At 70.7% G+C, this 26,631-nt stretch carries 22 protein-coding genes; 14 read left to right on the forward strand and 8 right to left on the reverse strand.

Annotated features, from left to right (window positions below):
- Positions 1-7 precede the first annotated feature (7 nt).
- Genes OG440_RS05870 through OG440_RS05885 form a run of 4 tightly spaced genes read left to right on the forward strand, consistent with a single transcriptional unit; the run spans position 8 to position 3,406 of the window.
- Positions 8-979, forward strand: coding sequence for an ABC transporter substrate-binding protein (locus OG440_RS05870; protein WP_406005762.1), 972 nt, complete (start codon positions 8-10; stop codon positions 977-979).
- Positions 976-1,749 (forward strand): ABC transporter permease, encoded by a 774-nt coding sequence (locus OG440_RS05875; RefSeq protein WP_406005763.1) that lies wholly within the window; start codon positions 976-978, stop codon positions 1,747-1,749. The genes OG440_RS05870 and OG440_RS05875 overlap by 4 nt, the downstream gene beginning before the upstream one ends.
- On the forward strand, positions 1,746-2,564 hold the full coding sequence (locus OG440_RS05880; RefSeq protein WP_406005764.1) for an ABC transporter permease: 819 nt from the start codon (positions 1,746-1,748) through the stop codon (positions 2,562-2,564). Before OG440_RS05875 ends, OG440_RS05880 begins: the two co-directional genes overlap by 4 nt.
- A 20-nt stretch (positions 2,565-2,584) precedes the next feature.
- Positions 2,585-3,406, forward strand: a complete 822-nt coding sequence (locus OG440_RS05885) for an ABC transporter ATP-binding protein (RefSeq protein ID WP_406005765.1) — start codon at positions 2,585-2,587, stop codon at positions 3,404-3,406.
- A gap of 57 nt (positions 3,407-3,463) precedes the next feature.
- Here OG440_RS05885 and OG440_RS05890 read toward each other — a convergent pair whose 3' ends face one another.
- The gene (locus OG440_RS05890) at positions 3,464-4,132 is read right to left on the reverse strand and encodes a hypothetical protein (protein ID WP_406005766.1); all 669 of its coding nucleotides are present in this window, start codon (positions 4,130-4,132) and stop codon (positions 3,464-3,466) included.
- 290 nt (positions 4,133-4,422) lie between these two features.
- On the opposite strand from OG440_RS05890, the gene OG440_RS05895 reads away from it, so the two are divergent.
- Both OG440_RS05895 and OG440_RS05900 read left to right on the forward strand, forming a co-directional pair.
- On the forward strand, positions 4,423-5,028 hold the full coding sequence (locus OG440_RS05895) for a helix-turn-helix domain-containing protein (RefSeq protein ID WP_406011263.1): 606 nt from the start codon (positions 4,423-4,425) through the stop codon (positions 5,026-5,028).
- A 32-nt stretch (positions 5,029-5,060) separates the two neighbouring features.
- The gene (locus OG440_RS05900; protein ID WP_406005767.1) at positions 5,061-5,585 is read left to right on the forward strand and encodes a toxin-antitoxin system, toxin component; all 525 of its coding nucleotides are present in this window, start codon (positions 5,061-5,063) and stop codon (positions 5,583-5,585) included.
- 47 nt (positions 5,586-5,632) lie between these two features.
- On the opposite strand, the gene OG440_RS05905 is transcribed toward OG440_RS05900, so the two are convergent.
- On the reverse strand, positions 5,633-6,664 hold the full coding sequence (locus tag OG440_RS05905) for an alpha/beta fold hydrolase (protein ID WP_406005768.1): 1,032 nt from the start codon (positions 6,662-6,664) through the stop codon (positions 5,633-5,635).
- A 240-nt stretch (positions 6,665-6,904) separates the two neighbouring features.
- Here OG440_RS05905 and OG440_RS05910 point away from each other — a divergent pair, with 240 nt between their 5' ends.
- Positions 6,905-7,165 (forward strand): hypothetical protein, encoded by a 261-nt coding sequence (locus OG440_RS05910; protein WP_406005769.1) that lies wholly within the window; start codon positions 6,905-6,907, stop codon positions 7,163-7,165.
- A 101-nt stretch (positions 7,166-7,266) separates the two neighbouring features.
- On the opposite strand, the gene OG440_RS05915 is transcribed toward OG440_RS05910, so the two are convergent.
- Together OG440_RS05915 and OG440_RS05920 are read right to left on the reverse strand one after the other, a co-directional pair.
- Positions 7,267-7,962, reverse strand: a complete 696-nt coding sequence (locus OG440_RS05915) for a 4'-phosphopantetheinyl transferase (protein ID WP_406005770.1) — start codon at positions 7,960-7,962, stop codon at positions 7,267-7,269.
- A complete protein-coding gene (locus OG440_RS05920) occupies positions 7,959-8,816 on the reverse strand; it encodes a metallophosphoesterase family protein (protein ID WP_406005771.1) in 858 nt (285 codons plus the stop codon). Before OG440_RS05920 ends, OG440_RS05915 begins: the two co-directional genes overlap by 4 nt.
- A 349-nt stretch (positions 8,817-9,165) precedes the next feature.
- Here OG440_RS05920 and OG440_RS05925 point away from each other — a divergent pair, with 349 nt between their 5' ends.
- Complete coding sequence (locus tag OG440_RS05925; RefSeq protein WP_406005772.1) at positions 9,166-10,317, forward strand: ATP-grasp domain-containing protein; 1,152 nt, start codon at positions 9,166-9,168, stop codon at positions 10,315-10,317.
- A gap of 262 nt (positions 10,318-10,579) precedes the next feature.
- Positions 10,580-12,268: a fibronectin type III domain-containing protein gene (locus OG440_RS05930; RefSeq protein WP_406005773.1), complete on the forward strand. Its 1,689-nt coding sequence runs from the start codon at positions 10,580-10,582 to the stop codon at positions 12,266-12,268.
- 374 nt (positions 12,269-12,642) lie between these two features.
- On the opposite strand, the gene OG440_RS05935 is transcribed toward OG440_RS05930, so the two are convergent.
- From OG440_RS05935 to OG440_RS05950, 4 genes are all read right to left on the reverse strand, one after another.
- Positions 12,643-13,893 carry an alpha-L-fucosidase gene (locus tag OG440_RS05935; RefSeq protein ID WP_406005774.1) on the reverse strand — a complete coding sequence of 417 codons (1,251 nt, stop codon included), beginning with the start codon at positions 13,891-13,893 and terminating at the stop codon, positions 12,643-12,645.
- Positions 13,894-13,971: 78 nt separating this feature from the next.
- A complete protein-coding gene (locus tag OG440_RS05940) occupies positions 13,972-17,043 on the reverse strand; it encodes an alpha-mannosidase (RefSeq protein WP_406005775.1) in 3,072 nt (1,023 codons plus the stop codon).
- A 98-nt stretch (positions 17,044-17,141) separates the two neighbouring features.
- Positions 17,142-18,479, reverse strand: a complete 1,338-nt coding sequence (locus OG440_RS05945; RefSeq protein ID WP_406005776.1) for a 6-phospho-beta-glucosidase — start codon at positions 18,477-18,479, stop codon at positions 17,142-17,144.
- Positions 18,476-19,240, reverse strand: coding sequence for a DeoR/GlpR family DNA-binding transcription regulator (locus tag OG440_RS05950; RefSeq protein WP_406005777.1), 765 nt, complete (start codon positions 19,238-19,240; stop codon positions 18,476-18,478). The genes OG440_RS05945 and OG440_RS05950 overlap by 4 nt, the downstream gene beginning before the upstream one ends.
- Before the next feature lie 159 nt (positions 19,241-19,399).
- On the opposite strand from OG440_RS05950, the gene OG440_RS05955 reads away from it, so the two are divergent.
- The 5 genes from OG440_RS05955 (at position 19,400) to OG440_RS05975 (ending at position 26,606) form a co-directional block, all read left to right on the forward strand.
- On the forward strand, positions 19,400-20,419 hold the full coding sequence (locus OG440_RS05955) for a carbohydrate kinase family protein (protein ID WP_406005778.1): 1,020 nt from the start codon (positions 19,400-19,402) through the stop codon (positions 20,417-20,419).
- Positions 20,420-20,548: 129 nt separating this feature from the next.
- The gene (locus OG440_RS05960) at positions 20,549-21,835 is read left to right on the forward strand and encodes an ABC transporter substrate-binding protein (protein ID WP_406005779.1); all 1,287 of its coding nucleotides are present in this window, start codon (positions 20,549-20,551) and stop codon (positions 21,833-21,835) included.
- Positions 21,835-22,797 carry a carbohydrate ABC transporter permease gene (locus OG440_RS05965; RefSeq protein ID WP_406005780.1) on the forward strand — a complete coding sequence of 321 codons (963 nt, stop codon included), beginning with the start codon at positions 21,835-21,837 and terminating at the stop codon, positions 22,795-22,797. Before OG440_RS05960 ends, OG440_RS05965 begins: the two co-directional genes overlap by 1 nt.
- Positions 22,798-22,812: 15 nt before the next feature.
- Positions 22,813-23,691, forward strand: a complete 879-nt coding sequence (locus OG440_RS05970; RefSeq protein ID WP_406005781.1) for a carbohydrate ABC transporter permease — start codon at positions 22,813-22,815, stop codon at positions 23,689-23,691.
- On the forward strand, positions 23,688-26,606 hold the full coding sequence (locus tag OG440_RS05975) for a glycoside hydrolase family 2 TIM barrel-domain containing protein (RefSeq protein ID WP_406005782.1): 2,919 nt from the start codon (positions 23,688-23,690) through the stop codon (positions 26,604-26,606). Before OG440_RS05970 ends, OG440_RS05975 begins: the two co-directional genes overlap by 4 nt.
- Positions 26,607-26,631 lie beyond the last annotated feature (25 nt).

Consider the following 26,631-nt stretch of genomic DNA (forward strand, 5'->3'; position numbering starts at 1 on the left):
AGGAGCCTTGCGTCGTCTGTTCGCCGGTCTCGCGGTCGGTACTTTCCTGCTCGCCACGGCGGCCTGTGGCTCGTCCGACGACTCCGGTACGTCCACCGGGAGTTCGTCGTCCGGAGGCACCACGACCGTCAAACTCGGACTCATCCCCATCGTCGACGTGGCGCCCGTCTATCTGGGCGTGAAACAGGGTTTCTACGAGAAGCACGGGCTGAAGCTGTCGATCACCACCGCGCAGGGCGGCGCGGCGATCGTGCCCGGAGTCGTCAGCGGCCAGTTCCAGTTCGGCTTCAGCAACATGACCTCCCTGATGGTCGCGCAGTCCAACAACGTTCCCGTGCGGGCCGTTTCGAACGGCATCGCCTCGACGGGCGTGCAGGGCGAGGACTTCGGGGCGATCACGGTGAAGAAGGGCAGCGCGCTCAAGTCCGCCAAGGACCTGGAGGGCAAGAAGGTCGCCATCAACACGCTGAAGAACATCAACGAGACCGCGGTGCGCGAGTCGGTGCGCAAGGCGGGCGGCGATCCGGACAAGGTGAAGTTCGTCGAGCTGGCCTTCGACCAGATGCCCGCCGCCCTGGACTCGGGGCAGATCGACGCCGCGATGGTCGTCGAACCGGCGCTGGCGACCGTCAAGAGCCAGGGCGCCACGGAGATCGCCTCCCCGCTGGTGGACGTGGCACCGAACCTCACCGTCGCGATGTACTTCACCTCCACGCAGTACACGCAGAAGAACCCGGACGTGGTGAAGAAGTTCCAGGAGGCCACCGCGGAGTCCCTCGCCTACGCCGACTCGCACCCGGACGAGGTCCGCCAGATCGTCACCACGTACACCAAGATCCCGGCCTCGGTGCTGACGCAGGTGACACTGCCGAAGTGGCCCGCCGAGGCGAACCGTTCGTCGATCGAGGCCCTGGAGAAGCTCGGCGAACAGGACAAGCTCTTCAAGTCGACCCCGGACCTGGAGAAGCTGCTGCCGTGAGAGGCACGAACGTCGCACTCGGTACCGCCGGGCTCGCGGCCTTCCTCGCCCTCGGCGAGGCGGTGCCGCGGCTCGGGCTGGTCAAGGAGGCCTACTTCCCGCCCACCAGCCGCATCGCCGGCGCGCTGGCCGACGAACTCGCCGACTCCGCCTTCTGGACGGCGCTCGGCGACACCCTCACCGGCTGGGCCCTCGGTCTGGCGATCGCGGTGGGCGCCGGGATCGTGGCCGGCGTGCTGATCTCCGTCGTCCCCCACCTCCGCGAGGCGACGGCCTCGACCGTCGAGTTCCTGCGCCCGATCCCGTCGGTGGCCCTGATCCCCCTCGCCGTGCTGCTGTACGGCACCGAACTGCGCTCGGTCCTGCTGCTGGTCGTCTACGCCTCCTTCTGGCAGATCCTGATCCAGGTCCTGTACGGCGTCCAGGACGTCGACCCGGTCGCCGAGGAGACCGCCCGCTCCTACGGGCTCGGCACCTGGGCGCGCGTCCGGCACGTCCTGTGGCCGACCGCGCTGCCGTACGTCATGACCGGCGTCCGGCTCGCGGCGGCCGTCGCGCTGATCCTCGTCATCACCGCCGAACTGGTCATCGGCGCACCGGGGTTGGGGGCGCGGATCGCCGTCGCGCAGACCTCGCAGGCGGTCCCCGAGATGTACGCCCTGATCGTGGTCACCGGGGTGCTGGGGCTGCTGATCAACGTGGGCGCCCGGACGGTGGAGCGGCACGCGCTGGCCTGGCACCAGTCGGTGCGCGGGGAGGTGGCGGTGTGACCGGGACCTCCCCCGGCCGTACGGGGCCGGGAACCTGGCGGCGCGTCCTGCTGAGGCTGTTCTTCACGCTCGCCCTGCCGGCCGTCCTGGTCACGGCGTGGTGGCTGGCGTCCGACGGCAGCACGAACGTCTACTGGCCGCCGCTGCGCACGATCCTGAAGGCCTTCCCCGACGTGTGGACCGCGGAGCGACTGCGCACCGACATGCGGCCGAGCGTGCTGCGTCTCCTCGGCGGCTATGCGACGGCGGCCGTCGTCGGGGTCGCGCTGGGCACGGTCATCGGCTCGTACCGGCGGGTGCGGGCGGTGTGCGAGCCGGTCCTGGAGTTCCTGCGGGCGGTGCCCCCGCCCGTCATGGTGCCGGTCATCATGCTGTTCGCGGGCATCGGCGACACCATGAAGGTGGTCGTCATCGCGAGCGGCTGTGTGTGGCCGGTCCTGCTCAACACGGTCGAGGGCGTGCGGGCGGTGGACCCGGTGATGGCGGAGACGGCACGGTCGTACGGCGTCACGGGGGTCGCCCGGCTGCGCGCCGTGGTGCTGCCGTCGGCGAGCCCGCAGATCTTCGCGGGGCTGCGCCAGGCGCTCTCGATCGGCATCATCCTGATGGTCATCAGCGAGATGTTCGCGGCGAGCAACGGACTCGGCTTCACCATCGTGCAGTTCCAACGAGGCTTCGCCATCCCCGACATGTGGACCGGAATCCTGGTGCTCGGCCTCCTGGGCTTCGTGCTGTCGCTGCTCTTCCAGGCCGTCGAGCGTCGGGTGCTCGGCTGGTACCACGGTCTGCGCGCATCCACCCGGCGGTCCCCGTGAACCTCGCGAAAGGGCGTTCCATGCACCCGCGTCTTGCAGTGTCCGGCCTGCGGAAGGTGTACGAGGGGTCGGGGCGCCGGGTCGAGGCGGTGCGCGACCTGACGTTCACCGTCGAGGCGGGCGAACTCGTGTGTCTCGTGGGCCCGTCGGGGTGCGGCAAGACGACCCTGCTGAAGTGCATGGCCGGTCTGCTCACCCCGACCTCCGGCGAAGTGTTCCTGGAAGGACGCAGGGTGACCGGGCCGCCGCCGGACATGGCGTTCGTCTTCCAGGAGTACGGGCGGAGCCTCTTCCCGTGGATGCGGGTCGGCGACAACGTCGAACTTCCCCTGAAACAGAAGGCGTTGACCAAGGAACGGCGGCGTGAACTGGTCACGGACGCCCTGCGCTCGGTCGGCTTGGAGGACGCGCACTCCGCGTATCCGTGGCAGCTGTCGGGCGGGATGCAGCAGCGGGTGGCGATCGCCCGGGCGCTCGCCTACGAGCCGCGGGTCCTGCTGATGGACGAGCCGTTCGCCGCCGTGGACGCGCAGACCCGCGCCGACCTGGAGGACCTGGTCCGGGGACTGTGGCGGGAGCGCGGGATCACCATCCTGTTCGTCACGCACGACATCGACGAGGCCGTCTACCTCGGCGAACGGGTCCTCGTCCTGTCCGCCTCCCCGACGGTCGTCCGGGAGCAGCTGAAGGTCGACCTCCCGCCGGACCGCGACCAGTTGCACACGCGGGTGGCCCCGCGTTTCGCGGAACTGCGGACCCATGTCTACGAGCAGATCCAGGCGGCGAAGCGCGGAACTCCCGTGGACCGCCTCACGAAGGCGGAGGCGCCGCCGCCCCACTGAAGCTGAGCGCGGTGCCGACAGGGCGCCGTCGGCGACCTGAACGCCGACGGTGCCCGGTCAGGCCTCGGGCGCGGGGACCACGCTGAGGTGGCTCGCCGTACGGCGCGCGCCGCCCGCTCTGCGGGGCGCGGGGGCCGGACGGGTGGAGCGCAGCACCATCGTCAGCCGGGTGTACCCCATGTCGTGCAGCGTCCTGGGGGTGTCGCCGACGATGCGGCACTCCGTGGCGCCCCAGCGGGGGTCGGGGTGCAGCAGGGGCCGGACCGCCCCGTCGTGCTCGACGGCCTCCTCGCCGACCGCGCGGATCCAGTGCGGCAGCCCCTGGCGGTAGGCGGCCTCCATGATCGGGTCCTGGGCGATGTCACGCCGGATCGCCTGGAGTCCGTGGTCGTGACCGTGCCGCTCCACGGCCGCGGCGAAGCGGGCGAGCATCGGCAGGCACCAGCCGGCCTCGTGGTCACCGAGGACCGAGGGGGCGTCGGGATGGAAGAGGACGAAACGCAGGAAGTTGTCACCGGGCAGGGCCGTCGGATGCGGGCCCACCTCCCGGAAAAGTGACGCGAACGCGTCGTTGGAGAGAACGACGTCCCAGCGGTGGTCGAGGACGACGGACGGGAAGGGGACGGCCTCCAGGTACACGGCGTAGTCGTGCAGGTACGCCTGGGCCTCGAGACTCTCGGGGACGGGCCGCGGTACGGACCGCTGCCCTCCTGCCTGATATGCCATCGGGAGGTCACCCCTCTTGCCTATGCGGCCTTCACGCGGCGCCCCGATCCTGGTGCCCCGACGCGAGCGGTGTCAACTATCGTGGCATTCCATGCTGGTTGACGGCTGAAATTGGCCACAGTTGTGGCGAGACCTGGATGTGAGTTCGAAAGACCGGCTACTCTCCACGCAGTTCACGGCGACCGTCCGTTTGGTGATCGTGTACCTGTGAGAGGGACGTGAGAGACCTAGGAGACCTGTCGGTGTCGGAGGATGACTTCGAGGTTCCGGGCGCCGCGGCGACGGTGCTGATGTCCGCCGTCGTCGCCCGTGTCGCCGCGCTCGCCGACCGGCTCGGCGTGCCGCACGCGGAGGTCTTCGGCAGCGGGCGGCTGTCCGTCGCCTCCGGTGTCCCGGAGCCGGTGGTGAAAGCCCTGCTGAGCGGCCGGCCCGCCGGTGAGCCCGATGTGCAGGCCCGCTTCCTGCAACGGCTCGACCTGCTGCGCCGCACCCGGCTCAAGCCGAACGGCCGTAAGTACACCCAGCAGGAGATCGCGGACGGCGCCGGCATGTCGCGCCAGCAGGCGGGCGCCCTCATCAACGGCGACCGACGGCCCACGATGGAGCACTGCGACGCCCTCCAGCGCTTCTTCCGTGTGCACGCCGGCTTCCTCACGGCCGAGGACCCGGAGGCGCTCGCGGGAGCCCTTCAGCACATCGAGCAGGAGCTGCTCCAGAAGCTCGCCGCGCGGGAGGCGGCCGCGGCGGCCTCCGACCCGCTGGAGCGGCTGCTTCAGGACCACGGCGTACGCGGGATCGCCTGGCGGGCCGCCCAGCTGCCCACCGACCAGCACCGCGACAAGGTCGCCGAGTGGCTGGACATGCTCCTGGAGAGCGTGAAGCGGCCCGAGTCGTGATCCGGGGGAGAACTGTGAACATCGCCAGGGAAATGCGCCGTCTCAGCGGCGAGTTGGTCGCGGAACTGACCCTGCCGGCCCCCGCCGTGCCGACCGACCTGTACACCGCCCTGTGCGACGGGATGAGCAGACGCCGGGGCCGCCCCGTGCACTTCCGCATGGCCTCCTTCCCGGCGGACACGGCCAGCGGACTGTGGCTCGACATGGCCGACCAGGACCTCGTCGTCATCGAGGAGCGCACCGCGCCGGAGCACCAGTTGGTGATCCTGGGCCACGAGCTGTGGCACATGAAGGCGGGCCACTGCGGCCAGCACGTCGAGGGCACCGCGGTCGCGGCACGTTTACTCAGCGACGGGGCGGATCTCCAGGCGACGGTGCGCAGTGTCGCCGCGCGCACCCGTTTCGACCTGACCGACGAGAAGGAGGCCGAGAGCTTCGGCCTGCTGCTGGCCAGCAAATGCCGTACCTGGCTCTCGGGTTCGTCGCCCCGGGAACGGGGCCAGCGCGACCACCTGGCCGGCCGCATCGAGGCGTCGCTGGGCTATCTGGGGCCGTAGGACCGCGCCACCGGCCGGCCACCACCCCGACCGCCCTCGTACGACCGTCAGGTCGCGCTGCGCTCGCTCGCCCCGCGCAGGTCCCGTTCCGTGCCGTCCCGCGCGCCCGCCGTCTCCGCGCCGGGCCCGCCCTCGCGCAGGAGCCGGCGCCAGTGGTCGCGGCTCCAGTCGGCCGGGGCCGTGGTGCGGGTGAACTCCTCGACCAGGGCGCGGAACCGGGCGGGGTCGCTGTGGAACGGGAAGTGGCCCGCCCCCTCGAAGATCTCCAGCCGGCTGCCGGGCATCGCCGCGTGGGCGCCGTACGCGTGCCGCACGGGCACCACGCTGTCCCGGTCGCCCCACAGCAGCATCGTCGGCATCCCGGCCGTCAGATAGCAGCGGTCGAGCATGGTCACGACCTGGCCGCGCCAGTCCACGACGGCGCGCAGGGTGCGGATGAAGGCGTTGCGCGCGGTCTCGTCCGGCAGGGCGTCGACGAGGTGGAGCAGATCGGGGGCGTCCTGGCCGAGATCGGTGTCCAGCAGCTTCATCAGGGCGACCGCGAGACCGACCTGGAAGCGCGCACCCGGCAACCGCAGGGCGGACAGCGCCAGATGGGCTCCCGGCAGCGAGACCAGCCGCAGGGCGGGGTTGACCTCCCGGCCGACTCCGCCCGCGCTGACGAGGACCAGCCGCTCGGTGCGCTCGGGGAACTGGTAGGCGAACTGCATCGCCACTCCCCCGCCCAGCGAGTGCCCGACCAGGGTCGCCGACTCGACGCCGAGCGCGCTCAGCAGATCGCGCAGACCGTTGGCGTACGCGGCCACCGAGTAGTCGGCGCGGGGCTTGTCGGAGGCGCCATGGCCGAGGAGGTCGGGGGCGATGACGGTGTGGGTGCGGGCGAGGCCGGGGATCAGGTCGGCCCAGGTCCGCGAGGAGTCGCCGATGCCGTGCACCAGGACCAGCGCCGGGCCCTCGCCGGCCATCCGGAACGCCCGCCGGTAACCGTGCACCACGCGGTGGCGCAGCTCCGGTTCCTTGTCGCCCACCGGGCGCAGCCGGGCGCCGCGCGACGGACGCCACTGCGGGACCTCGACCATCCGCCCACCTCCTCCAGCCCCGGCCGCCGACGGTCCGCCGAAAGCCCTTCACCCCAGCGTAGAACCCCTTTCCGCCAGGGGATTTCAGGAAGGTTTCGTCTCCGCTAAGCGGGCGAACCGACGCCGGGTCAGGCCCGATTGTCAGTGGTGGGCGGCAAGCTGGGGGGTGCGCCGCCGCACAGGGGCGTACGCGCCGTCGGGCGCGGGGGAACACGACGCCGACACGGGGAGAGCCGACCGATGCCCACTGCCGTACTGACCGACCGCGAGCGCACCGCCGTACAGGCCTACCTGCGGCTGCTGCACACCGTCCGTGCCGCCTTCGGCGACGAGGGGGACGGCGAGGGCGTCGGCGTCGCCGGTCCGCCGCAGGACCGGCTGCCCCCGGTGGTCCCGCCCGCCGTCCTGGCCGAGGCGGAACAGGCCCTGGCCGCCGCGGGCCTGGCGGGCAACGAGGAGGAGTTCTTCCGGCTGCTGCACAGCTGGTGTCCTGGACGGTGACCCCGAGGCGGCGGCCGCCGCCCGGGTGACCCCGAGATCGGCTGCCACCTCGGCGCACACCGGGGACGGCAGCCGCCCCGGTGCCCCCTGGCGTGCGCCGCTCAGCCCTGGTGCACGGTGACCGCCGTGGCCACCAGCCCACGCCGCACGGTCCAGCGGCCGTCGAAGTGCCCGAGCCGGTGACCGCCGACCACCGGTCCGGGGACGAGCAGCCGGGCGCGGAAGACGCCGTGCGTGCTCCCGTCGGGGCCGGTGGCGGGGGTGAGATCGATGTCCGCCTCGCTGAAGTCCAGCCACCTGCGGGTGAGGGGGAACCACGCCTTGTAGACGGACTCCTTGGCGCTGAACAGCAGCCGGTCCCAGTGCACCTCGGGGTGTCCCGCGGCGAGCCCGCCGAGCCGCTCCGCCTCGGCGGGCAGGGCGACGGCGGACAGGACGCCCTCGGGAAGACCCTCGTGAGGTTCGGCGTCGATGCCGAGGGAGGCCAGGTCGGCCGACCGGACCAGGGCGGCCGCGCAGTAGCCCTCGCAGTGGGTCATGCTGCCCGTCAGGCCGTCCGGCCACTGCGGGGCGCCGCGCTCGCCGGGCAGCACGGGCTGGGCGGGCACGCCGAGCTTCTCCATGGCGCGCCGGGCACAGGAGCGTACGACGGTGAACTCGCGTCGCCGCTTGGCGACCGCTCGCTCCAGCAGCGCCTCCTCCTGCGGGTACAGCGGCGCGTCCCCGAATTCCCGCACGCCCTCCTCGCCGAAGGCCTCCACCGCCACCACGGACTCCGGCAACAGCTCCCCGATCATCGAGCCCCCGCCTCCCCGGGCAGGATGCGGCGCAGCCGGCCCGGCGGCTGAGCCCGTTTGCGCCATTCGCGGGGGTAGCCCACCGACACCTCCTCGAAGCGGACGCCCTCGTGCCAGGTGGTCCGCGGGATGTGGAGGTGGCCGTAGACCATCGTCTCGATCCGGAACCGGCGGTGCCAGTCCGCCGTGAGAGCGGTGCCGCACCACATGGCGAACTCGGGGTGCCACAGCACGTCCATCGGGTGCCGGTGCAGCGGATAGTGGTTGACGGGGACGACGGGCAGGCCCTCCGGGATCTCCGCGAGCCGCCGCTCGGTCTCGGCGACGCGGGCCCGGCACCAGGCCTCGCGGGTCGGATACGGATCGGGGTGCAGCAGGTACTCGTCGCTGCACACGATGCCGGTGCCCTCCGCGTAGGCCAGGCCCTCCTCCTTGGTGGCGCAGCCGGCCGGGAGGAACGAGTAGTCGTACAGCAGGAACAGCGGCGCGACGACGACCGGGCCGCCGGGGCCCTCCCACACCGGGTAGGGGTCCTCGGGTGTGGTGACGCCCAGGTCACGGCAGACCTCGACGAGGTGCTCGTAGCGGGCGACCCCGCGCAGGGCCACCGGGTCCGAGGGATGGGTCCACAGCTCGTGGTTGCCGGGCGCCCAGACGACCCTGCGGAAGCGGCCGGCGAGGGTCTTCAGCGCCCAGCGGATGTCGGCCACGTTCTCCGAGACGTCGCCGGCGACCAGCAGCCAGTCCTCGTCGGACTCCGGAGCCATCGCCTCGACCAGCGCGCGGTTCTCGGGATAGCCGATGTGCAGATCGCTGATGGCCAGCAGTTGTCCGGCGCCACCGGCCGTCGTCACCTTGCGCCCCCGCTCACGAGCCCACTCTCCGCGTTCTCCCGCATACACCGGTGCCACCACGAGAACACATTCACGCCTGCGGGACAAGGTCGCACCGACTCCCCCGCCGGACCCGTCCACGGTCCCACCTGTGCCGTAGCACCCCTCTACCCGAACAGGCGCCCCACGTGAACAAGATCGGAAATTCCGTAACACGCGTGTTGCACGCCGCACCTCCGGGAAGCCGTATGATCGCCCCAACACCACCGCCATGGACGTCCCTTCCGCAGGGCGGTTTGGTGACCCACCAATCCCCCTGCCCGGGCCGGGCCTGCTTCGCCCTGCCCGCGAACCGTGAAAGGCGGCCCGCATGGTCTCCCGCGTACGCGTCTGGCTCAACCGCACGTACGCGGAGAACGTGTTCTTCACGGATCAGCTGCGACGAAATCCGAGCGACCGCGCGGTCGAGATCCACGCCACCCACGGTGACGCCGACTCTCCCGTGCTGGCCGCCGCCGACACCGCTGAGCTGGAGCCGGAGGGCCTCTCCCCGGCGGCCTACGTCGAGTACGCCCTCGCGCAGTGCAGGCGCCGCGGCATCGACGTGTTCGTGCCCCGGCTGCACCAGGCGGCCGTCGTGGCCCACCGGGCCGACTTCGACGCGATCGGTACGGCCCTGCTGGCGCCGCCGCCGGAGGCCGTCGCCGTCTTCCACGACAAGGTGATCGCGTACGAGGCGGTCCAGGCGATCGGGGTGCCCGTACCGCCGTGGTTCCGGGTCCGGACGGCGGACGAACTCGTCGCCGCGGTGGACGAGTTGGAGGAAGCAGGGCACCGGGCGTGCTTCAAGCCGGCGTCCGGCGCCGGCGGTGTGGGGTTCCGGATGATCACCCGCTCGCCCTTCTCGCTGTCGCATCTCAGCGGCTTCCCGAGCCCCTACGTCCAGCTCGACATGGTGGTCGAGGCGCTGCGGCGGGCCGCGGAGCAGGACGACGAGCAGATCGACTGGCTGGTCATGCCGCGCCTGGAGCAGCCGGAGGTGTCCGTGGACTGCCTCACCGGCCCGGACAACGTCCTGCGGATGGCGATCGGCCGGACGAAGAACGGCCGCCGCCGGGGCTTCACCCTGCACGAGCAGTGGCTGGAGCCCGCGCGTCTCATCGCCGAGGGCTTCGGTCTGCACTACCTGTCCAACATCCAGTTCCGGATGTTCGGCGACCGGCCGGTCCTGATGGACGTCAACACCCGCCCGGCCGGCGGCCTCCACCAGCTCTCGCTGTGCGGTGTCAACGCCCCCTGGGCGGCGGTGCAGTTGGCTCTCGGCGAGGACCCGGGCGAGATCGTGCCGCCGTTCCTGGGGCAGGACTACACGGTGGTGTCGGGGCCGCGACCGCTGCGCGCGGTCACGCTGCCGCACCAGCGGGTGGAGGAGAGCGCCGAGCCGCTGCTGCCGGCCGTGCCCGCGCCCGTCGGCTCCGTCGAGGTGACCACGGCGGGCGCCGCCCAGGCACTGCCCCTCTAGGGAGTCCGCGCGGGACGACCGCGCCGCCGACCGAGCGGGACGCCGGAGCAGGGAGCCCCGAGGGGGCGCCCGAGGAGGGCGTCCGCGAAGTACGGCCCAGCGGGACAGTCCAGCAGAATGACCAAGTAGGACATTTCACCCACCGGTATGGACCAATTCCGTCTCTCGTCTTGACAGGCGGATTGGTCCATACCAACTTTGTTGCGCACCCCCTTGCACTCCCCTGCACTCCCGAACACCCCCATTCCTTCAGGGAGATCGCGTGCGCACCAGACCCCTCGGACGCCCCTGGCGTCGATTCCTCGCCCTGCTCGGCACCGCCGGTCTCGCCCTCGCCGGGGCCGTGGCCCTGCCGGGCACCGCCCAGGCGGCCAACGTCCTCACCAACCCCGGTCTCGAGTCGGGCGCCCTCTCGCCCTGGTCCTGTACCGGCAACCTCGGCTCCGTCGTCTCCTCGCCCACCCACGGCGGCTCCAAGGCCCTTGCCGGGGCGGTGAGTTCGAGTGACATCGCCAAGTGCGGCCAGACCGTCGCGGTCCAGCCGAACACCACGTACGCCCTGACCGGCTGGGTACGCGGCTCCTACGTCTACCTCGGTGTCGACGGCGGCGCCTCCACCTGGACGTCGTCACCGTCGGCGTACAGCCGGTTGTCGGTGTCCTTCACCACCGGGGCCTCGCAGACCAGCGCCACGATCTACGTCCACGGCTGGTACGCCCAGGGCACCTACTACGCCGACGACATCAGCCTGGACGGACCGGGCGGCGGGGGCGGCTCCGACACCCAGGCGCCGACCACGCCAGGCGGGCTGACCTCGACCGGCAAGACCTCCTCCAGCGTCTCGCTGTCCTGGAACGCCGCTTCCGACAACGTCGGCGTCACCGGTTACGACGTGTACAGCGGATCCGCCAAGGTGCTCACCGTCTCCGGCACGTCCGCCACGGTCAGCGGGCTGTCCGCGAGTACCGGGTACACCTTCACCGTGAGAGCACGCGACGCGGCGGGGAACACCTCCGGCGCCTCCAACTCCGTGAGCGTCACGACGAACGCGGGCGGCGGTGGCGGAACCGGGTTCAAGCAGGCCGCGCCCTATCTGTTCGAGGGCTGGGGCGACCCGCCGAGCGTGTCCACCGTGATGAGCTCGACCGGCATCAAGTGGTTCACGATGGCGTTCGTGCTGGACGGGGGCGGATGCAACCCGATGTGGGACGGCAACCGGCCGCTGACCGGCGGGGTCGACCAGAGCGTCATCAACCAGGTCCGTTCGGCGGGCGGTGACATCGTGCCCTCCTTCGGCGGCTGGCAGGGCAGCAAGCTCGGCGCCAACTGCTCCTCGGCGAGCGCGCTGGCGGCCGCGCTCCAGAAGGTGATCGACGCCTACTCCCTCAAGGCGATCGACATGGACATCGAGAACACGGACGAGTTCGAGAACGAGGCCGTGCAGGCGCGGATCCTGACCGCCCTCAAGACGGTCAAGGCCAACAACCCCGGTCTGAAGACCATCGTCACCTTCGGAACGTCCACGACCGGGCCGACCTACTACGGCAACCACCTCGTCGAGCAGGCCAAGTCGCTCGGCGCCGACATCGACGTCTTCACCATCATGCCGTTCGACTTCGGCGGCGGCTCGGACATGTACGGCAACACCGTGAACGCCACGGAAGGGCTGAAGAACAAGCTGAAGTCCACCTTCGGCTGGGACGACGCGACCGCCTACGCCCACATCGGCATCTCCGGCATGAACGGACTGTCGGACCAGCAGGAGAACACCACCCCGGCGATCTGGACGCAGATCCGTGACTGGTCCAACAGTCACCACATCGCCCGGCTCGCCTACTGGGCCGTCAACCGCGACCGGCCCTGCCCCGGCGGTGGCGTGGTGAGCAACTGCTCCGGCATCAGCCAGAGCACCTGGCAGTTCACTTCGATCACGGCCGGCTTCACCGGCTGAGCTCCTCGCACGCGAACAAAAGTCCCCCGGGCCACGGTCCGGGGGACTTTTTCGGCGGCGGGTGTATCAGGAACCGGGGAGCTCGCTCTTAAGAGTGAAGGGCCCCACGGGGGAGCAACGGGGGAAGCACGGGGCTCCAGGGGGAAGCACAGGGATCAACGGGGGAAGTCCGGGAATCGACGGGGGATTCCCGGCGGTACGGGGGATCGGGTCGGTCGGCCGCTGTCACGGGGAGCGGCCGACCGGCCCGCATCGCTGTTCCCGGCGCCGTGCCCCGCGCCCTACCCGCACCGCCCCGCCACCAGGCCCTGCGGTCGTACGGTCGACGGGCAGCCCCCGCTCACGTGATGCCGGTCAAGCCCGGGCCGGGCGCCTCAGAAGCGTCCCGCTCCCCGGTACAGCTCCAACTCCCCGTCCAGTTCCAGCGCGAGGACCGTGGCGTGCGGGTCGAGGTCGGACCCCGCCGGCGGGTCGATCCACAGCACACCGACCGCCTCGTGCAGTCCGCCGACGACCCGGTGGGCGAGTTCCGTTCCGGTGCCGAGCACGCCGACCCTGCGGACCGGCGTGACCAGACCCCGGACACCGATCTCGGAACGCGGGAGGTCGAACAGGGTGAGGTAGAGGGTGCGGCGGTCGGCGGACAGGGTGCTGGGCCCGTAGTGGTGCCCGGCCGGGAGCCCCCGCACCGTCCCGTACACGGCCTGCTCGTGCTTGCGGATCCACTCCCCCAGACCTTCGAGGCGCTCCACCTGCGGCTGCGGAATGGTGCCGTCCTCCATCGGGCCGACATCGAGCAGCAGGTTGCCGCCACCACCGATGGTCTCGGCGAAGTAGCGGACGAGCCGGGTCAGCGACTTGTGGTGGTGGTCGTGGTGCCGGTAGCCCCACGAGTCGTTGATGGTGAGGCACAACTCCCAGGGACCCGGCGGGGGTTCGATGGGGACGCCCTGTTCGGGGGTGGCGTAGTCGCCCTCGCCGAGCATGCGGGCGTTGAAGACGACGTCCGGGGAGTACGAGCGGATCAGCGCGGCCAGTTCCTTGATGCGCCACTGCTCCTCGCTGCGGTCCCACTCGCCGTCGAACCACATCAGGTCGGGTCGGTAGCGGGAGGCCAGCTCGCGGACCTGACCGTCCCGGTAGGCGAGGAACCGCTCCCAGGCCTGGAGGTCCTCGTCCTCGGCGGAGCACTCGGAGTAGCGGTTGTCCTCCAGTTCCGGCGGACGGCCCGGCTTGCGGGTGCTGGCGTAGTCCGGGTGGTTCCAGTCGGAGTGCGAGTAGTACAGACCGACTTTGAGGCCCTTCTCGCGCAGGGCGTCGGCGTAGCCGGTGAGGTAGTCGCGGCCCAGCCCCAGGTCCCCGTAGGCGGTGTCCCAGAGGGCGACGCCGTCGTGGTGGCGACTGGTCAGGACGGCGTACCGGGCGCCGGCGCGGGCGAACAGGTCTGCCCAGGCCCGCGGATCGTAGTGGGCTCCCGTGAAGCGGTCGAGCTGGGACATGTACCGGTCGTGGGGCACGATGTCGTCGTAGAACGACCAGGACTCCTGGACCCCGTCGACGGCGTAGATGCCCCAGTGGACGAAGATCCCCAACTTGGCCTCGGTGAACCAGGGTTGCATGGGCACGGCTGAACTCCTTCGCGCAGCGGAGCACTTCGGGGAGAGGGGCGGGCGCGCACGGGGTCGCGCCCGCCCCTGTTGCCGCTAGCGGCCTTCGGTGGCGCGTGCCAGACGGAGCGTCAGGATCTGGAAGGGCCGCAGTACGACGTCGACCGCGCCGTCCTCGCCGAGGACCGCGGGCTCCAGCGGCCGCTCCAGCAGGTCGGTCACCTGGGCGCCCGCGAGCGGGAAGCCCGTGCGCAGGGTGCCGGTGGAGCGTCCGCCGCGTGACTCGTAGAGCCGGACGACGACGTCCCCGGACTCGTCGTCGGCGAGCTTCACCGCCTCGACGGTGACTCCCTCGCCGTCCACCGAGACGACCGGCCCCGTGGTGGCGTCCGACGCGTCCGCGACACGGAGCGGGAGGTTGAGGGAGTAGCCCTCGGCGACCGCGTCCTCGATGCTCGCGCCGGGCAGCAGCGCGTAGCAGAAGCGGTGCCGGCCCTGGTCGGCCTCGGGGTCCGGGATCCGCGGGGCGCGGACCAGGCTGAGGCGGACGGTGGTGGTCGTACCGCCGTCCTCGCGGACCGTGCGGGAGACGTCGTGGCCGTAGGTCGAGTCGTTGATGACCGCGACGCCGTAGCCGGGCTCGCCGATGTGTACCCAGCGGTGGCCGGAGACCTCGAACCGGGCCGCCTCCCAGCTGGTGTTGGTGTGGGTGGGCCGCTGGATGTGGCCGAACTGGATCTCGGCGGAGGAGTGCGGTGCCCGGATGTCCACCGGGAAGGCGGCCTTGAGGATCTTCTCCGCCTCGTGCCAGTCGATGTCGGTCTCGAAGTCGACGCGGGGGCTGCCGGCGCGGAGCGTGATGGTCTGGGTGATCGTCGAGCCCTTGCCGAAGGAGCGCGTCACCCGGATCGCGCCGACGAGCGGGTCCTCCTCGACGACGGTGACCGCGTCCGGCTCCAGCAGGTCGGTGTACCGGTTCTGGTAGTGCTTGTCGATGTCCCAGGCGTCCCAGTAGTTCGGGAGGTCGGTGTGCAGGCGCAGCAGGTTGCCCCGGTCGGCGAGGACCTCACGGTTCGCCCGCAGATCGTATACGGACGACAGTGTGCCGTCTTCCGCGACCTGTACACGCACCAGTCCGTTGTCGAGGACCCGGCCGGAGACCGTCACCGGCCGCGGGGACTCCGCGCCGGTCAGCGGCGCGCTGCCGCTCGCGGGCACCTCCACGTACGCCGGTGCGCCCTCGGGTGTGCGGACCACCTCGGCGCGGGCGTAGGGGCTGGTGTTGAACACCCGGAGCGCGCCGTCCTGCCGTCCGCCGCCCAGCGCCGCGACGGCCTCGGCCGTCAGCGCCTCCAGCTCCTCGGCGACCCGCGCGTACTCGGCCTCCGCCTCACGGTGCACCCAGGCGATCGAGGAACCCGGCAGGATGTCGTGGAACTGGTGCAGCAGCACCGTCTTCCAGAGCCGGTCGAGCTTCGCGTACGGGTAGGCGTAGCCCGGCGCGTGCAGTGCGGCCGTCGTCGCCCACAACTCCGCCTCGCGCAGCTTGTGTTCACTGCGCCGGTTGCCCTGCTTGGTGCGGGCCTGAGTGGTGTACGTGGCCCGGTGCAGCTCCAGGTAGAGCTCGCCGACCCAGACGGGGGCGTCCGGGTACTCCGCGCGGGCGTTGGCGAAGAACGTGTCGGGGTGCTCGACGACGACCTTCGGTGAGCCTTCCAGGTCGGCCAGCCGACGCGCCCGTTCCATGATCTCGCGGGTGGGGCCGCCACCGCCGTCGCCCCAGCCGAACGGGGCCAGGGAGCGCGAACCGCCGCCCTTCTCGGAGTAGTTGCGCACGGCGCGGCTCATCTCCTCGCCGCTGAACCGCGCGTTGTAGGTGTCGACGGGCGGGAAGTGCGTGAAGATGCGGGTGCCGTCGATGCCCTCCCACCAGAAGGTGTGGTGGGGGAACTTGTTCGTCTGGTTCCAGGAGATCTTCTGGGTGAGGAACCAGTCGTTCCCGGCGAGCTTGGCGAGCTGCGGGTAGGCGGCGTTGTAGCCGAAGGAGTCCGGCAGCCAGACGCCCTTGGTCTCGATGCCGAAGTGCTCGATGAAGAACCGCTTGCCGTGGACCAGTTGGCGGGCGATCGCCTCGCCGCCGGGCAGGTTGCCGTCGGACTCGACCCACATGCCGCCAACCGGCGCCCACTGCCCCTTCTTCACCGACTCCTGGATGCGCGCCCACACCTGCGGGTAGTTGTCGCGCACCCACTCGTACTGCTGGGCCTGCGAGCAGGCGAAGATGAAGTCGTCGTACTCCTCGGCGAGCGAGGTGACGTTGGAGAAGGTACGGGAGGTCTTGCGCTTCGTCTCGCGGATCGGCCACAGCCAGGCGGAGTCGATGTGCGCGTGGCCGACGCCGGAGATGGTGTGGGCGCTGGCGTGCGCGGGGCTGGCGAGCACGGGCGCGAGGACCTCGCGGACGGCGGCGGCGCTGCCGGAGACGTCGTCGAGGTCGAGGGCGTCCATGGCCCGGTCCAGGGCGTGCATGATCTCGTGCCGGCGCGGCTCGTGCTCGCCGAGGTGGACCATGAGCTCGCGCAGCACCTGGAGGTCGAGGTCGAGGTGCCAGACCTCCTCGTCGAGGACGGCGATCTCGGCGCGGCGGAATGTATACAGTGGACGGTCGCCTGCCGTCAGTACATCGCCCAGCAGGGTCGGGCCCGCGAAGTCGTTCGCCAGGATGTCCGGGTTGGAGGCGGCCTCGACCAGGTAGTCGACGATCTCCCCGCCCGTCGCCGGGTTGCCGATCGGCACGTACTGGTTCAGCGGGTTGACCGCCTTCAGCGGCGTCCCGTCGGGGAGGTGGACGAGGGCCTCGGCCTGGTTGCCGGGCCAGTCGCCCACGAAGCCGAGGTCGATGACCGCCTCGACGCGCTTGCCGGCCCACTCGGCGGGCACCCGGCCGCGCATCCGGAACCAGGTGGTGCCCCAGGGCGGACCCCACGGGGTGTCCATCGCGAAGGGCTCATAGGCGGCGGCCGCGGCCTCCGCGAAGGGGACGGGCTCCCCCGGTGCCTGCCAGGCCTCGACCTCGAAGGGCACGCCGGCGGCGTAGATCGCGGGCTTGACGCGCTGGTTGTGGACGCGCTCGACGCGCTCCTCGATGCGGCGGCGTTCGTCATGCATGGGGAATCTCCAGAGAGGGACCACGAGGGGCGGGGAGGCCCGGGGGCCGGGGGCGAGCTGATCGGAGGGAAGCGGGGAAAGCGCTTTCCCTCCGAGGTTCACCTAAGGTACGCCAGTCCGGGATGGACGTCGGTGTAGCCCTCCACCAGCTTGCGGGCCACGTTCACCGAGTCGACCAGCGGATGCAGCGCGAACGCCTTCACGGCCGTCGCACGGGATGCGGACTCGGCGGCGGCCAGCACCTCGCGCTCGACTCCCTTCACCGCGCAGACCAGCCCGGTGGCGTGGTCGGGCAGCGGGGCCACGGCCACCGGATGCGCGCCGTTGGCGTCGACGAGGCAGGGCACCTCGATGACGGCGTCCGCGTCCAGCACCGAGAGGGTGCCCTGGTTGCGGACGTTGAGGATCAAGGTGGCACGCTCGTCCCGGGCGATGGCCCGCATCAGGGCCAGGGCCACCTTCTCGTAGCCGCCGGAGAGGTCGTCGGCGTCGCGCTCGCCGGCGCCGGCCGTCTCCCGGTTCTCCGCCATGTAGGTGGCCTCGCGTTCGGCGCGGGTGCGGTCCCAGGCCGTCAGGGCCGCGGCGTCGGGGCGCTTCATCTCCTCGTAGAAGCGCGCCTGCTGGTCGGCCAGGAAGGCACCGCGGGTCTTCTCCACCTGCTGGTAGGCCCGGACGGTTTCCCGGTTGAAGTAGTAGTAGTGCAGATACTCGTTGGGGATCGCGCCGAGGGATCGGAGCCAGTCGACGCCGAACAGCTTGCCCTCCTCGAAGGAGCCGAGCAGGTCGGCGTCGGCGAGCAGGCGCGGCAGTTCGTCGCGGCCGGCGACCCGCAGACCGCGGACCCAGCCGAGGTGGTTGAGACCGACGTAGTCGATCCACGCCTCCTTCGGGTCCGCGCCGAGCACCCGGGCGATCCGGCGTCCGAGCCCGACCGGGGAGTCGCAGATGCCGATCACCCGGTCGCCCAGGTGGCGGGACATGGCCTCGGTGACCAGGCCGGCCGGGTTGGTGAAGTTGATGACCCAGGCGTCGGGGGCCAGCCGGGCCACCCGCCGGGCGATGTCGACGGCGACGGGCACCGTACGCAGCCCGTAGGCGATGCCTCCCGCGCCGACCGTCTCCTGGCCGAGGACACCCTCGGCCAGGGCCACCCGCTCGTCGTTCGCGCGGCCTTCGAGGCCACCGACCCGGATCGCCGAGAAGACGAAGTCGGCCCCGCGCAGGGCCTCGTCGAGGTCGGTGGTGGCGGTCACCCGGGGTGCGTCGGGGACGACGGCCGCCTGTTCCCTCAGTACACGGGCGACCGCATACAGTCGACTGTCGTCCAGATCGTGCAGAACGACTTCCGTGACCCGGCCCTCGGCGCGGTCCGTCAGGAGCGCCCCGTACACGAGCGGCACCCGGAACCCGCCGCCGCCCAGAATCGTCAGCTTCACGCTTGCACCTTTCCTGCCACGACCACCTCGACGCCCGCCTCCTCGAAGGAGGACCGGGTCGCCGGATCGACCGGCGTGTCCGTCACCACCACGTCCAGGTCCTCGGGACCGCAGACCTTCGCCATGCCCGTACCCGGGAACTTCGCCGAGTCGGCGAGCAGGACGACCCTGTCACCGGCCTTGATCATGGCCCGTTTCACCGGCACCTCGACGACCGTCGTGTCCATCACCTGCCCGCCCGGGCGCACTCCACTGGTGCCGAGGAACAGCCAGTCGGCATGCAGCTGGCGCAGGTTGTCCTCGGTGAGGAAACCGACCAGGGAACGGTACTCGCGGCGGACCATGCCGCCGAGCAGGACCAGCTCGATGCCCTCGTCGTCGGCCAGTTCCTCGTAGACCACGAGATTGCTGGTGATGACCGTCAGCCGGCGGCCGTGCAGTTGCCGGGCCAGGCGGTAGGCGGTTGTGCCGATGTCGAGGAGGACCGACTGACCGTCGGTGACCATGGCCGCCGCGTGGGCGGCTATGGCGTCCTTCTCGCTCACCCGCATCTCGGCGACCTCGGCGAAGGGCTGGTCGCCCTCCTCCGCGACGGCGCCGCCGTGCACCCGGGTGAGCAGGCCGTCCTCCTCGAGTTTCACCAGGTCACGCCGGATCGTGGCCGGGCTCACGCCCAGCTGCTCGGAGAGATCGGTCACGGCCGCGGGACCACCGGAGCGCAGGGCCCGCAGGATGAGTTGATGTCGTCGTTCTGCCAGCACGACGTGAACACTACTCGTCATCTTCAATCAAATCCATGCTCACTTCTGCTGGGGTATTGACCAATGTCGCCGAGGGGCGCACGATTCCGGTCACCGAATTGAAGAGTTTTGACGAGCTCTCCCCTCGGGACGAGCTCTCCCCGACGAGGAGGATGTGCGGTGGACGACGACCGGCCCGAAGTGCTGCTCACCGGGCTGCTCTTCTACGACCTCGTCCTCACGGGGCTCGGCGGACCGCCGACACCGGGCGAGGAGATCTGGACGGCCGGCATGGGCTGCGGCCCCGGCGGCATCGCCAACCTCGCGGTGGCCACGTCCCGCTTCGGCCTGCGGACCTCGCTGGCCACGGTCTTCGGCGACGACTTCTACGGCGCCCACTGCCACCAGGTCCTGTCCGGCCAGGAGGGCGTCGACCTCGGTCTGTCGCGCGTCGCGGCCGGCTGGCACACTCCCGTCACGGTCGCCCTCGCGCACGGCCACGACCGCGCCCTCGTCACCCACGGCCAGGAACCGCCGTACTCGCAGGACACGCTGATGGGCGACCCGCCCGAGGCCCTCACGGCGCTCGTGCACCTCGAGGCCGAGCCGCGTGCCTGGCTCGCCAAGGCGGCCGCGAACGGCACCCGGATCTACGCCGACGTCGGCTGGGACCCCACCGGCGAGTGGTCCACCGACCTGCTCGACCAGCTCGCCCTGTGCCACGCCTTCCTGCCCAACGAGACCGAGGCGATGGCGTACACCCGCACCGACAGCGCGGTCGCCGCACTCGGCACGCTCGCGGAGCTGGTGCCGGTCGCGGTGGTCACCCGGGGCGCCGACGGCGCGGTCGCGGTCGATCAGGAGACCGGAGAGTACGCGGAGGTGCCCGCCCTCGACATCGATGTCCTGGACGCGACGGGCGCCGGTGACGTGTTCGGCGCGAGCTTCGTGGCCGCCTCGCTCGGCGGCTGGCCGCTGGTGGAACGGCTGCGGTTCGCCGTCCTCGCCGCCGGTCTCTCGGTGCGGCACCACGGCGGGGCGCTGGCCGCCCCCGGCTGGTACGGCGTCGACCGCTGGTGGCGCTCGCTGCGGGATCCCGAGCTCGAACGGGCCTACGCCTTCCTCGCCGACCGCATTCCGGCGGACGTGGGCCCGCCCGTGCGGTACGCGCCGGTCACCCCGCCCGCCCCGCGCCCCTGACCACGCCCGCACCCGGACCCGGACCCGGACCCGGAAGACGACCCCACGCAACCCCTCGAATCGCACCCCTTCCGCGACATCGCACCCCGTCTGCGAAGACACGAACAGATCCGAAAGGCGGTGGGAGCTGTGCGGCTCTCACGTAGAGGCCTGCTCCGTGCGGGCCTGGCCGGTTCGGCCGCCACGGCGCTCGGCGGCCTGGCTTCCGGCTGTGCCGTTCCGACCGGCTCGACCGGCCGGAACATGGTCCTGTGGTACTGGGACGGAGGCCTGGGCGACACGGTCGTCAAGAACGCCAGGGCCCGCTATGACAGTTCGGTCGACCTCCAGGCCATCAAGATCGGCGGCTACTACCGGTCGAAACTGATCACCACGATGGCCGGCCGCGCGCACGTCCCCGACATCGCGGGCCTGAAGGGCGAGGACATGGCGTCCTATCTGCCCAACGCCGACCAGTTCGTGGACCTGCGCACGCTCGGCGCGGACACATACAAGTCCCTCTACCTGCCGTGGAAGTGGGAGCAGGGCATCGCGGACGACGGCACGATGGTCGGCTTCCCGATCGACTGCGGGCCGGTGGCGCACTTCTACCAGTACGCCGTCTTCCAGAAAGCGGGCCTGCCCTACGAGCCCGCCGACGTCTCGAAGGAGCTCGACACCTGGGAGAAGTTCTTCGCGGCGGGCGAGCGGCTCCGACAGCGGATTCCCGGGACCTTCCTGCTCACCGACGTCAACAGCGTCTTCGAGAACGTCGTCCAGCAGGGCAGCGCGCGGTACGTCGACAAGGACCGGCACTTCATCGGCGACCAGGAGCATGTCCGCAACGCCTGGGCGCTCTCCGTGGAGGCGAAGCAGCGCAAGATCGTGTCGAACCTGGTCAACGGCACCCCGGACCAGCTGTCGGCCGTCGAGGACGGCAAGCTGCCGAGCCAGCTGGGCGCCTCCTGGGCCACCAGCGACCTCAAGAACGGCGTGCCGAAGACCAGGGGCCGCTGGCGGGTGGCCGACATGCCGGTGCGGCCCTCCAACAACGGCGGCTCCTTCCTGTCGGTCACCAAGGCGTGCCGGGAACCCGAGCGGGCGTTCCAGATCATCAGCTGGATGCTCGACGCGGGCAACCAGGCGCAGGGGTTCGTGGACGCGGGGCTCTTCCCGTCGACCCCCGCCTCCTACGACCTGAAGCAGGTGCGTGAGCCGGACGACTTCTTCGGCGGCCAGGTCACGATGGACGTCTTCGGTCCGGCCGCGCAGAAGATCGTGGTCGCCTACAACAGCCCGTTCGACGTGGCACTCGGGCAGCCCATCAAGGACGAGATCAAGAACGTCGGCGTCCTCGGCAAGGACCCGAAGCAGGCCTGGAGTGACGCCATGAGCAAATGCCGGCGCATCGCGAAGCACCTGGGGGTGAGCTACTGATGGCCACCCTCCCCACGCTGGAGAAGCCGACGGCGCTCGTGGCGCCCGCCCCCGTCACCCGGCCCCGGACGGGCTGGCGGAAGCACTGGCACCTCTACGCCGCGATCTCCCCCTTCTACCTGCTCTTCCTCTGTTTCGGGCTGATCCCGGTCGGCTTCTCGCTCTACCTCTCCTTCCACCGCTGGGACGGCCTCGGCCCGATGGAGTGGGCGGGACTGTCGCAGTACCAGTACCTGCTGAGCGACTCCGAGTTCTGGAGCTCGATCGGGACCACCATCGTCATCTGGGCGCTGGCCACCTTCCCGATGATCTTCCTGGCGATGGTGACGGCCGTCATGCTCAACTCGGCGGTCCGTTTCAAGAACCTGTACCGCGTCGCCTACTTCCTGCCGAACGTCACCTCGGTCGTGGCGATCGCGATCATCTTCGGGTCGGTCTTCTCCACCAACTTCGGACTGGTGAACGCCTTCCTGCAGGCAATCGGTTTCGACCAGATCGCCTGGCTGAACACACCGTGGGGCATCAAGATCGCCATCGCGACACTGATGACCTGGCAGTGGACCGGTTACAACGCGATCATCTTCCTCGCCGGGCTCCAGACCGTCCCGGGCGAGCTGTACGAGGCGGCGCGCATGGACGGCGCGGGGCCGGTGCAGACCTTCTTCCGGATCACCCTGCCGATGATGCGGCCGGTGCTGCTGTTCGTGCTCGTCGTCTCCACGGTCACCGGTCTGCAGAGTTTCTCCGAACCCCAGGTGCTGCTCCAGAACACCTCGAACGACTCGACGTTCTCGGGCGGTCCGGGTCACGCCGGCCGGACGATGGTCCTCTACTTCTTCCAGCAGACCTTCGACAACAACGACTTCGGCTACGGCGCCGCCGTGGCGTGGGGCATCTTCCTCGTCGTCGTCCTCTTCTCGATCATCAACTGGCGCCTGGTGCAGCGCCGGGGCGAAGAATAGGGAGGCCCGCACACCATGGCATCCACCCGAGAAACACGGCACACCAGGAGAACCGGCATCCAGCGGACCGACGGGTCCCGCCGCAGAGGGATCGGGCTGCACGCCGCCCTCGTCGTCGGCGTCCTGTTCTCGGCCTTCCCGTTCTACTGGGCCGTGATCATGTCGACGCACACCACGTCGGAGATCTTCTCCTACCCGCCCAAGCTGCTGCCGGGCACGCACTTCCTGGAGAACGTGCGCAGCCTTTTCGACAACATCGACTTCTTCGGCTCGATGTTCAACTCGCTGCTGGTGGCGGGCTCGGTGACCTTCCTGGTCCTCTTCTTCGACTCGCTGGCCGCCTTCGTCTTCGCCAAGTTCGACTTTCCCGGCAAACGGTTGCTGTTCGTGTTGCTCATGTTCATCTTCATGGTGCCGGCGCAGCTCCAGGCCATACCGCAGTTCGTCATCATGGCGAAACTCGGCTGGATCGGTTCCATGACGGCGCTGATCGTCCCGGCCGCCGCCAACGCGTTCGGCATCTTCTGGATGCGCCAGTACATGAACGGCGCCATCCACGACGAACTCCTCGACGCCTCCCGCATCGACGGCGCGAACTTCCTGCGCCAGTACTGGCACGTGGCCCTTCCGGTGGTCCGACCCGGTCTGGCCTTCCTCGGCATCTTCACCTTCATGGGCCAGTGGAACGACTACGCCTGGCCCCTGATCGCCCTCACCAACCCGGACAACGTGACCCTCCAGGTCGCGCTGTCTCAGCTCAACGGCACCCACGGGACCACCGACTACGGAATGGTCATGACCGGCGCGCTGCTCGCCCTCGTCCCGTTGCTCCTCGTGTTCGCGATCGGTGCCCGTCAGATGATCGGCGACCTCGCGAAGGGTGCGATCAAGTGACGGATCCGCTGGTGGCGCTCCGCACCTGGGAGGCACCCGAGGTGACCTCGTGGGGACGGCTGCCCATGAACGCCGTCGACCGGCGCTCCGGAGCACACTCCCTGGACGGCGACTGGCGTTTCCGGTTGCTGTCCGCTCCGGACACGCCGGTCGGCGGTCCCTGGTCGACGGCGTCCGTGCCCGGCGCATGGACCATGCAGGACACGGACGACCTTCCGCGGTATCTGAACGTCCGTATGCCGTATACAGAATTCCCCCCACTGTCGCCCGCCGACAATCCGACCGGTGTGTACGAGCGGGAGATCGACGTCCCCGCCGAGTGGGCCGGGCGCCGCGTCGTACTCCAGGTCGGGGCCGCCGAAAGCGTCCTGCTGGTGCATGTGGACGGGCATCCCGTCGGCATCTCCAAGGACTCGCACCTGGCGGCCGAGTTCGACCTGTCGGGCTCGGTGCGCCCGGGCGGCCGGTCCGTGGTGCGGCTGACGGTCGTCAAGTGGTCGGACGCCTCGCACATCGAGGACCAGGACCACTGGTGGCACGCGGGGATCACCCGCTCGGTGCTGCTCTACAGCACCGACCCGCTGCGCCTGGCCGACGTGAGCGTGCGGGCGGCGCGGGACGGTGAGCTGCGGGTCGACTGCCAGGTACGGGACTCGGGCGGAGCGCTGCCCGCCGGCTGGTACGTCAGCGGGGACCTGGACGGGCTACCGCTGGCACAGGACGCGGCGTTCGACCTGGCCAACGCCGAGGAGGAGCGCGTGTCCGCCTTCCTCGGCGAGGCGCGGCTGCGCGCACGCGTGCCCGAGGTGCGTCCCTGGACGGCCGAGACGCCCGAGCTGTACGGCCTGACGGTCCGGCTGCACCGCGCCGACGGCACCGTCGCCGACACCTCCCGGCACCGGGTCGGTTTCCGCGACGTGCGGATCGTCGGCCGGGATCTGCTGGTCAACGGTGAGCGGATCTTCATCCGGGGTGTGAACCGGCACGACTTCCATCCCCTGACGGGCCGGACGGTGTCGTACGACGACATGCGGGCGGACCTGGTGCTGCTGAAGCGTTTCGGCTTCAACGCGATCCGCACCGCGCACTACCCCAACGACCCCACGCTCTACGACCTCGCCGACGAGCTCGGCTTCTACGTCGTCGACGAGGCCGACATCGAGTCGCACGACCACGCGCACGAGATCGCCGACGACCCGCGCTATCTGAACGCCTTCGTCGACCGGGTCTCGCGGATGGTGCTGCGGGACAAGAACCACCCGTCGGTCATCGTCTGGTCGCTGGGCAACGAGTCCGACTACGGCGCCAACCACGACGCCGCCGCGGGCTGGGTGCGCCGGCACGATCCGACCCGGCCGTTGCAGTACGAGGGCGCCGCCAAGCTCGGCTGGGCCGACCCGGAGGTCGCCTCCGACATCGCCTGCCCGATGTACGCGCCCTTGGAGGACTGCGTGGCGCACGCGCTGTCCGGGCGGCAGACCAAGCCGCTCATCCAGTGCGAGTACTCCCACGCGATGGGCAACAGCAACGGCACGCTGGCCGACCACTGGGCCGCCATCGAGGCCACCCCGGGTCTTCAGGGCGGGTTCATCTGGGAGTTCTGGGACCACGGCATTCTCCAGCGTGTGAACGACGGAAGACCGGTCGGGCGTGGGGGCGCCGGGCTCTATGACAACGCTGTCGCCGCGCCCGGACACCGCTGGGCTTACGGCGGCGACTTCGGCGAGAAGGACCATGACGGCGCTTTCGTCGCGGACGGCGTCGTCTTCCCCGACCGCACCCCGAAACCGGTGATGTACGAGCACCGGGAGCTGTCCGCACCGGTACGCCTCCAGGGCGTCCGGCCGGACGGGGTGACGGTCTCCAACCACCAGCACTTCCGTGGCCTGGAGTGGCTCACGGCCGAGTGGGAACTGTCCCTCGCCCACGGCGGCACGCTCATCGCCCCGGCCGAGCTGCCCGACCTGCGGCCGGGCGGGACGGCCGTGCTGCCGTTGCCGTTCGCGCTGCCGCGGGACGGCGGCGAGGCCTGGCTGACGCTGCGGGTCACCACGGCCGAAGATCTGCCGTGGGCTCCGCGGGGCACGCCGGTGTGCGCGCCGCAGGTGCGGTTGCGGGCCGCTGCGCCGGCCGAGGACGCGGTGGGCGCCGGCCGCGTCGAGATCGACGCCGACGGGCTCCTCGTCCACCCGCTGCTGACCTCCGCGCCCGTGCTGTCGCTGTGGCGGGCGCCCACCGACAACGACGAGCTGGGCGGGACGGCGCTGCGCTGGCGGGCCTGGGGCCTGGACGCCCTCATGCGCAGTCTGGTCTCCGTGCGCCAGGAGGGCGACGGGGTGAGCGTGCTCGCCGAGTACGCCGGCACCACCGGCGTCGTCCGGCACCGGCAGGTCTTCACGCCGGTCGAGGGCGGCCTCCGGATCGACGAACAGGCCGAACTGCCGACGGAGTTCGACGACGTGGCCCGCGTCGGTTCGGTCTTCGAGACCGTGGCGGGGCTGGACCGGATGGAGTGGTTCGGACAGGGACCCTGGGAGTCGTACCCCGACCGGAGCGCCGGAGCGCCGGTCGGGCATCACGGCGCCCGGGTCGACGAGTTGTTCACCCCGTACCTGCGTCCGCAGGAGAGCGGCGGCCGGCACGGAGTGCGGCGTTTCACGCTCTCCGCGCCGGACTCCACGGGCCTCGCCATCGCGCTGGACGAGCCGCGCCAGGTCTGCGTCACGCGCTATCGCGCCGAGGACCTGACGGCCGTCACCCACCACGACGAACTCGTGCCGCGCGCCGGCTGCGTGGTGCACCTCGACGCGGCGCACCGCGGCCTCGGTACGGCGTCGTGCGGCCCCGACACCCTCCCCTCCTATCTCGTCGCACCGGGCGTCCACCGCTGGAGCTGGACCCTGCGCGTCCTGTGAACCCCCTTCCCCAGTACGGGACTTA

The sequence above is a fragment of the Streptomyces sp. NBC_00637 genome (assembly GCF_045161545.1).
Classification (GTDB): domain Bacteria; phylum Actinomycetota; class Actinomycetes; order Streptomycetales; family Streptomycetaceae; genus Streptomyces.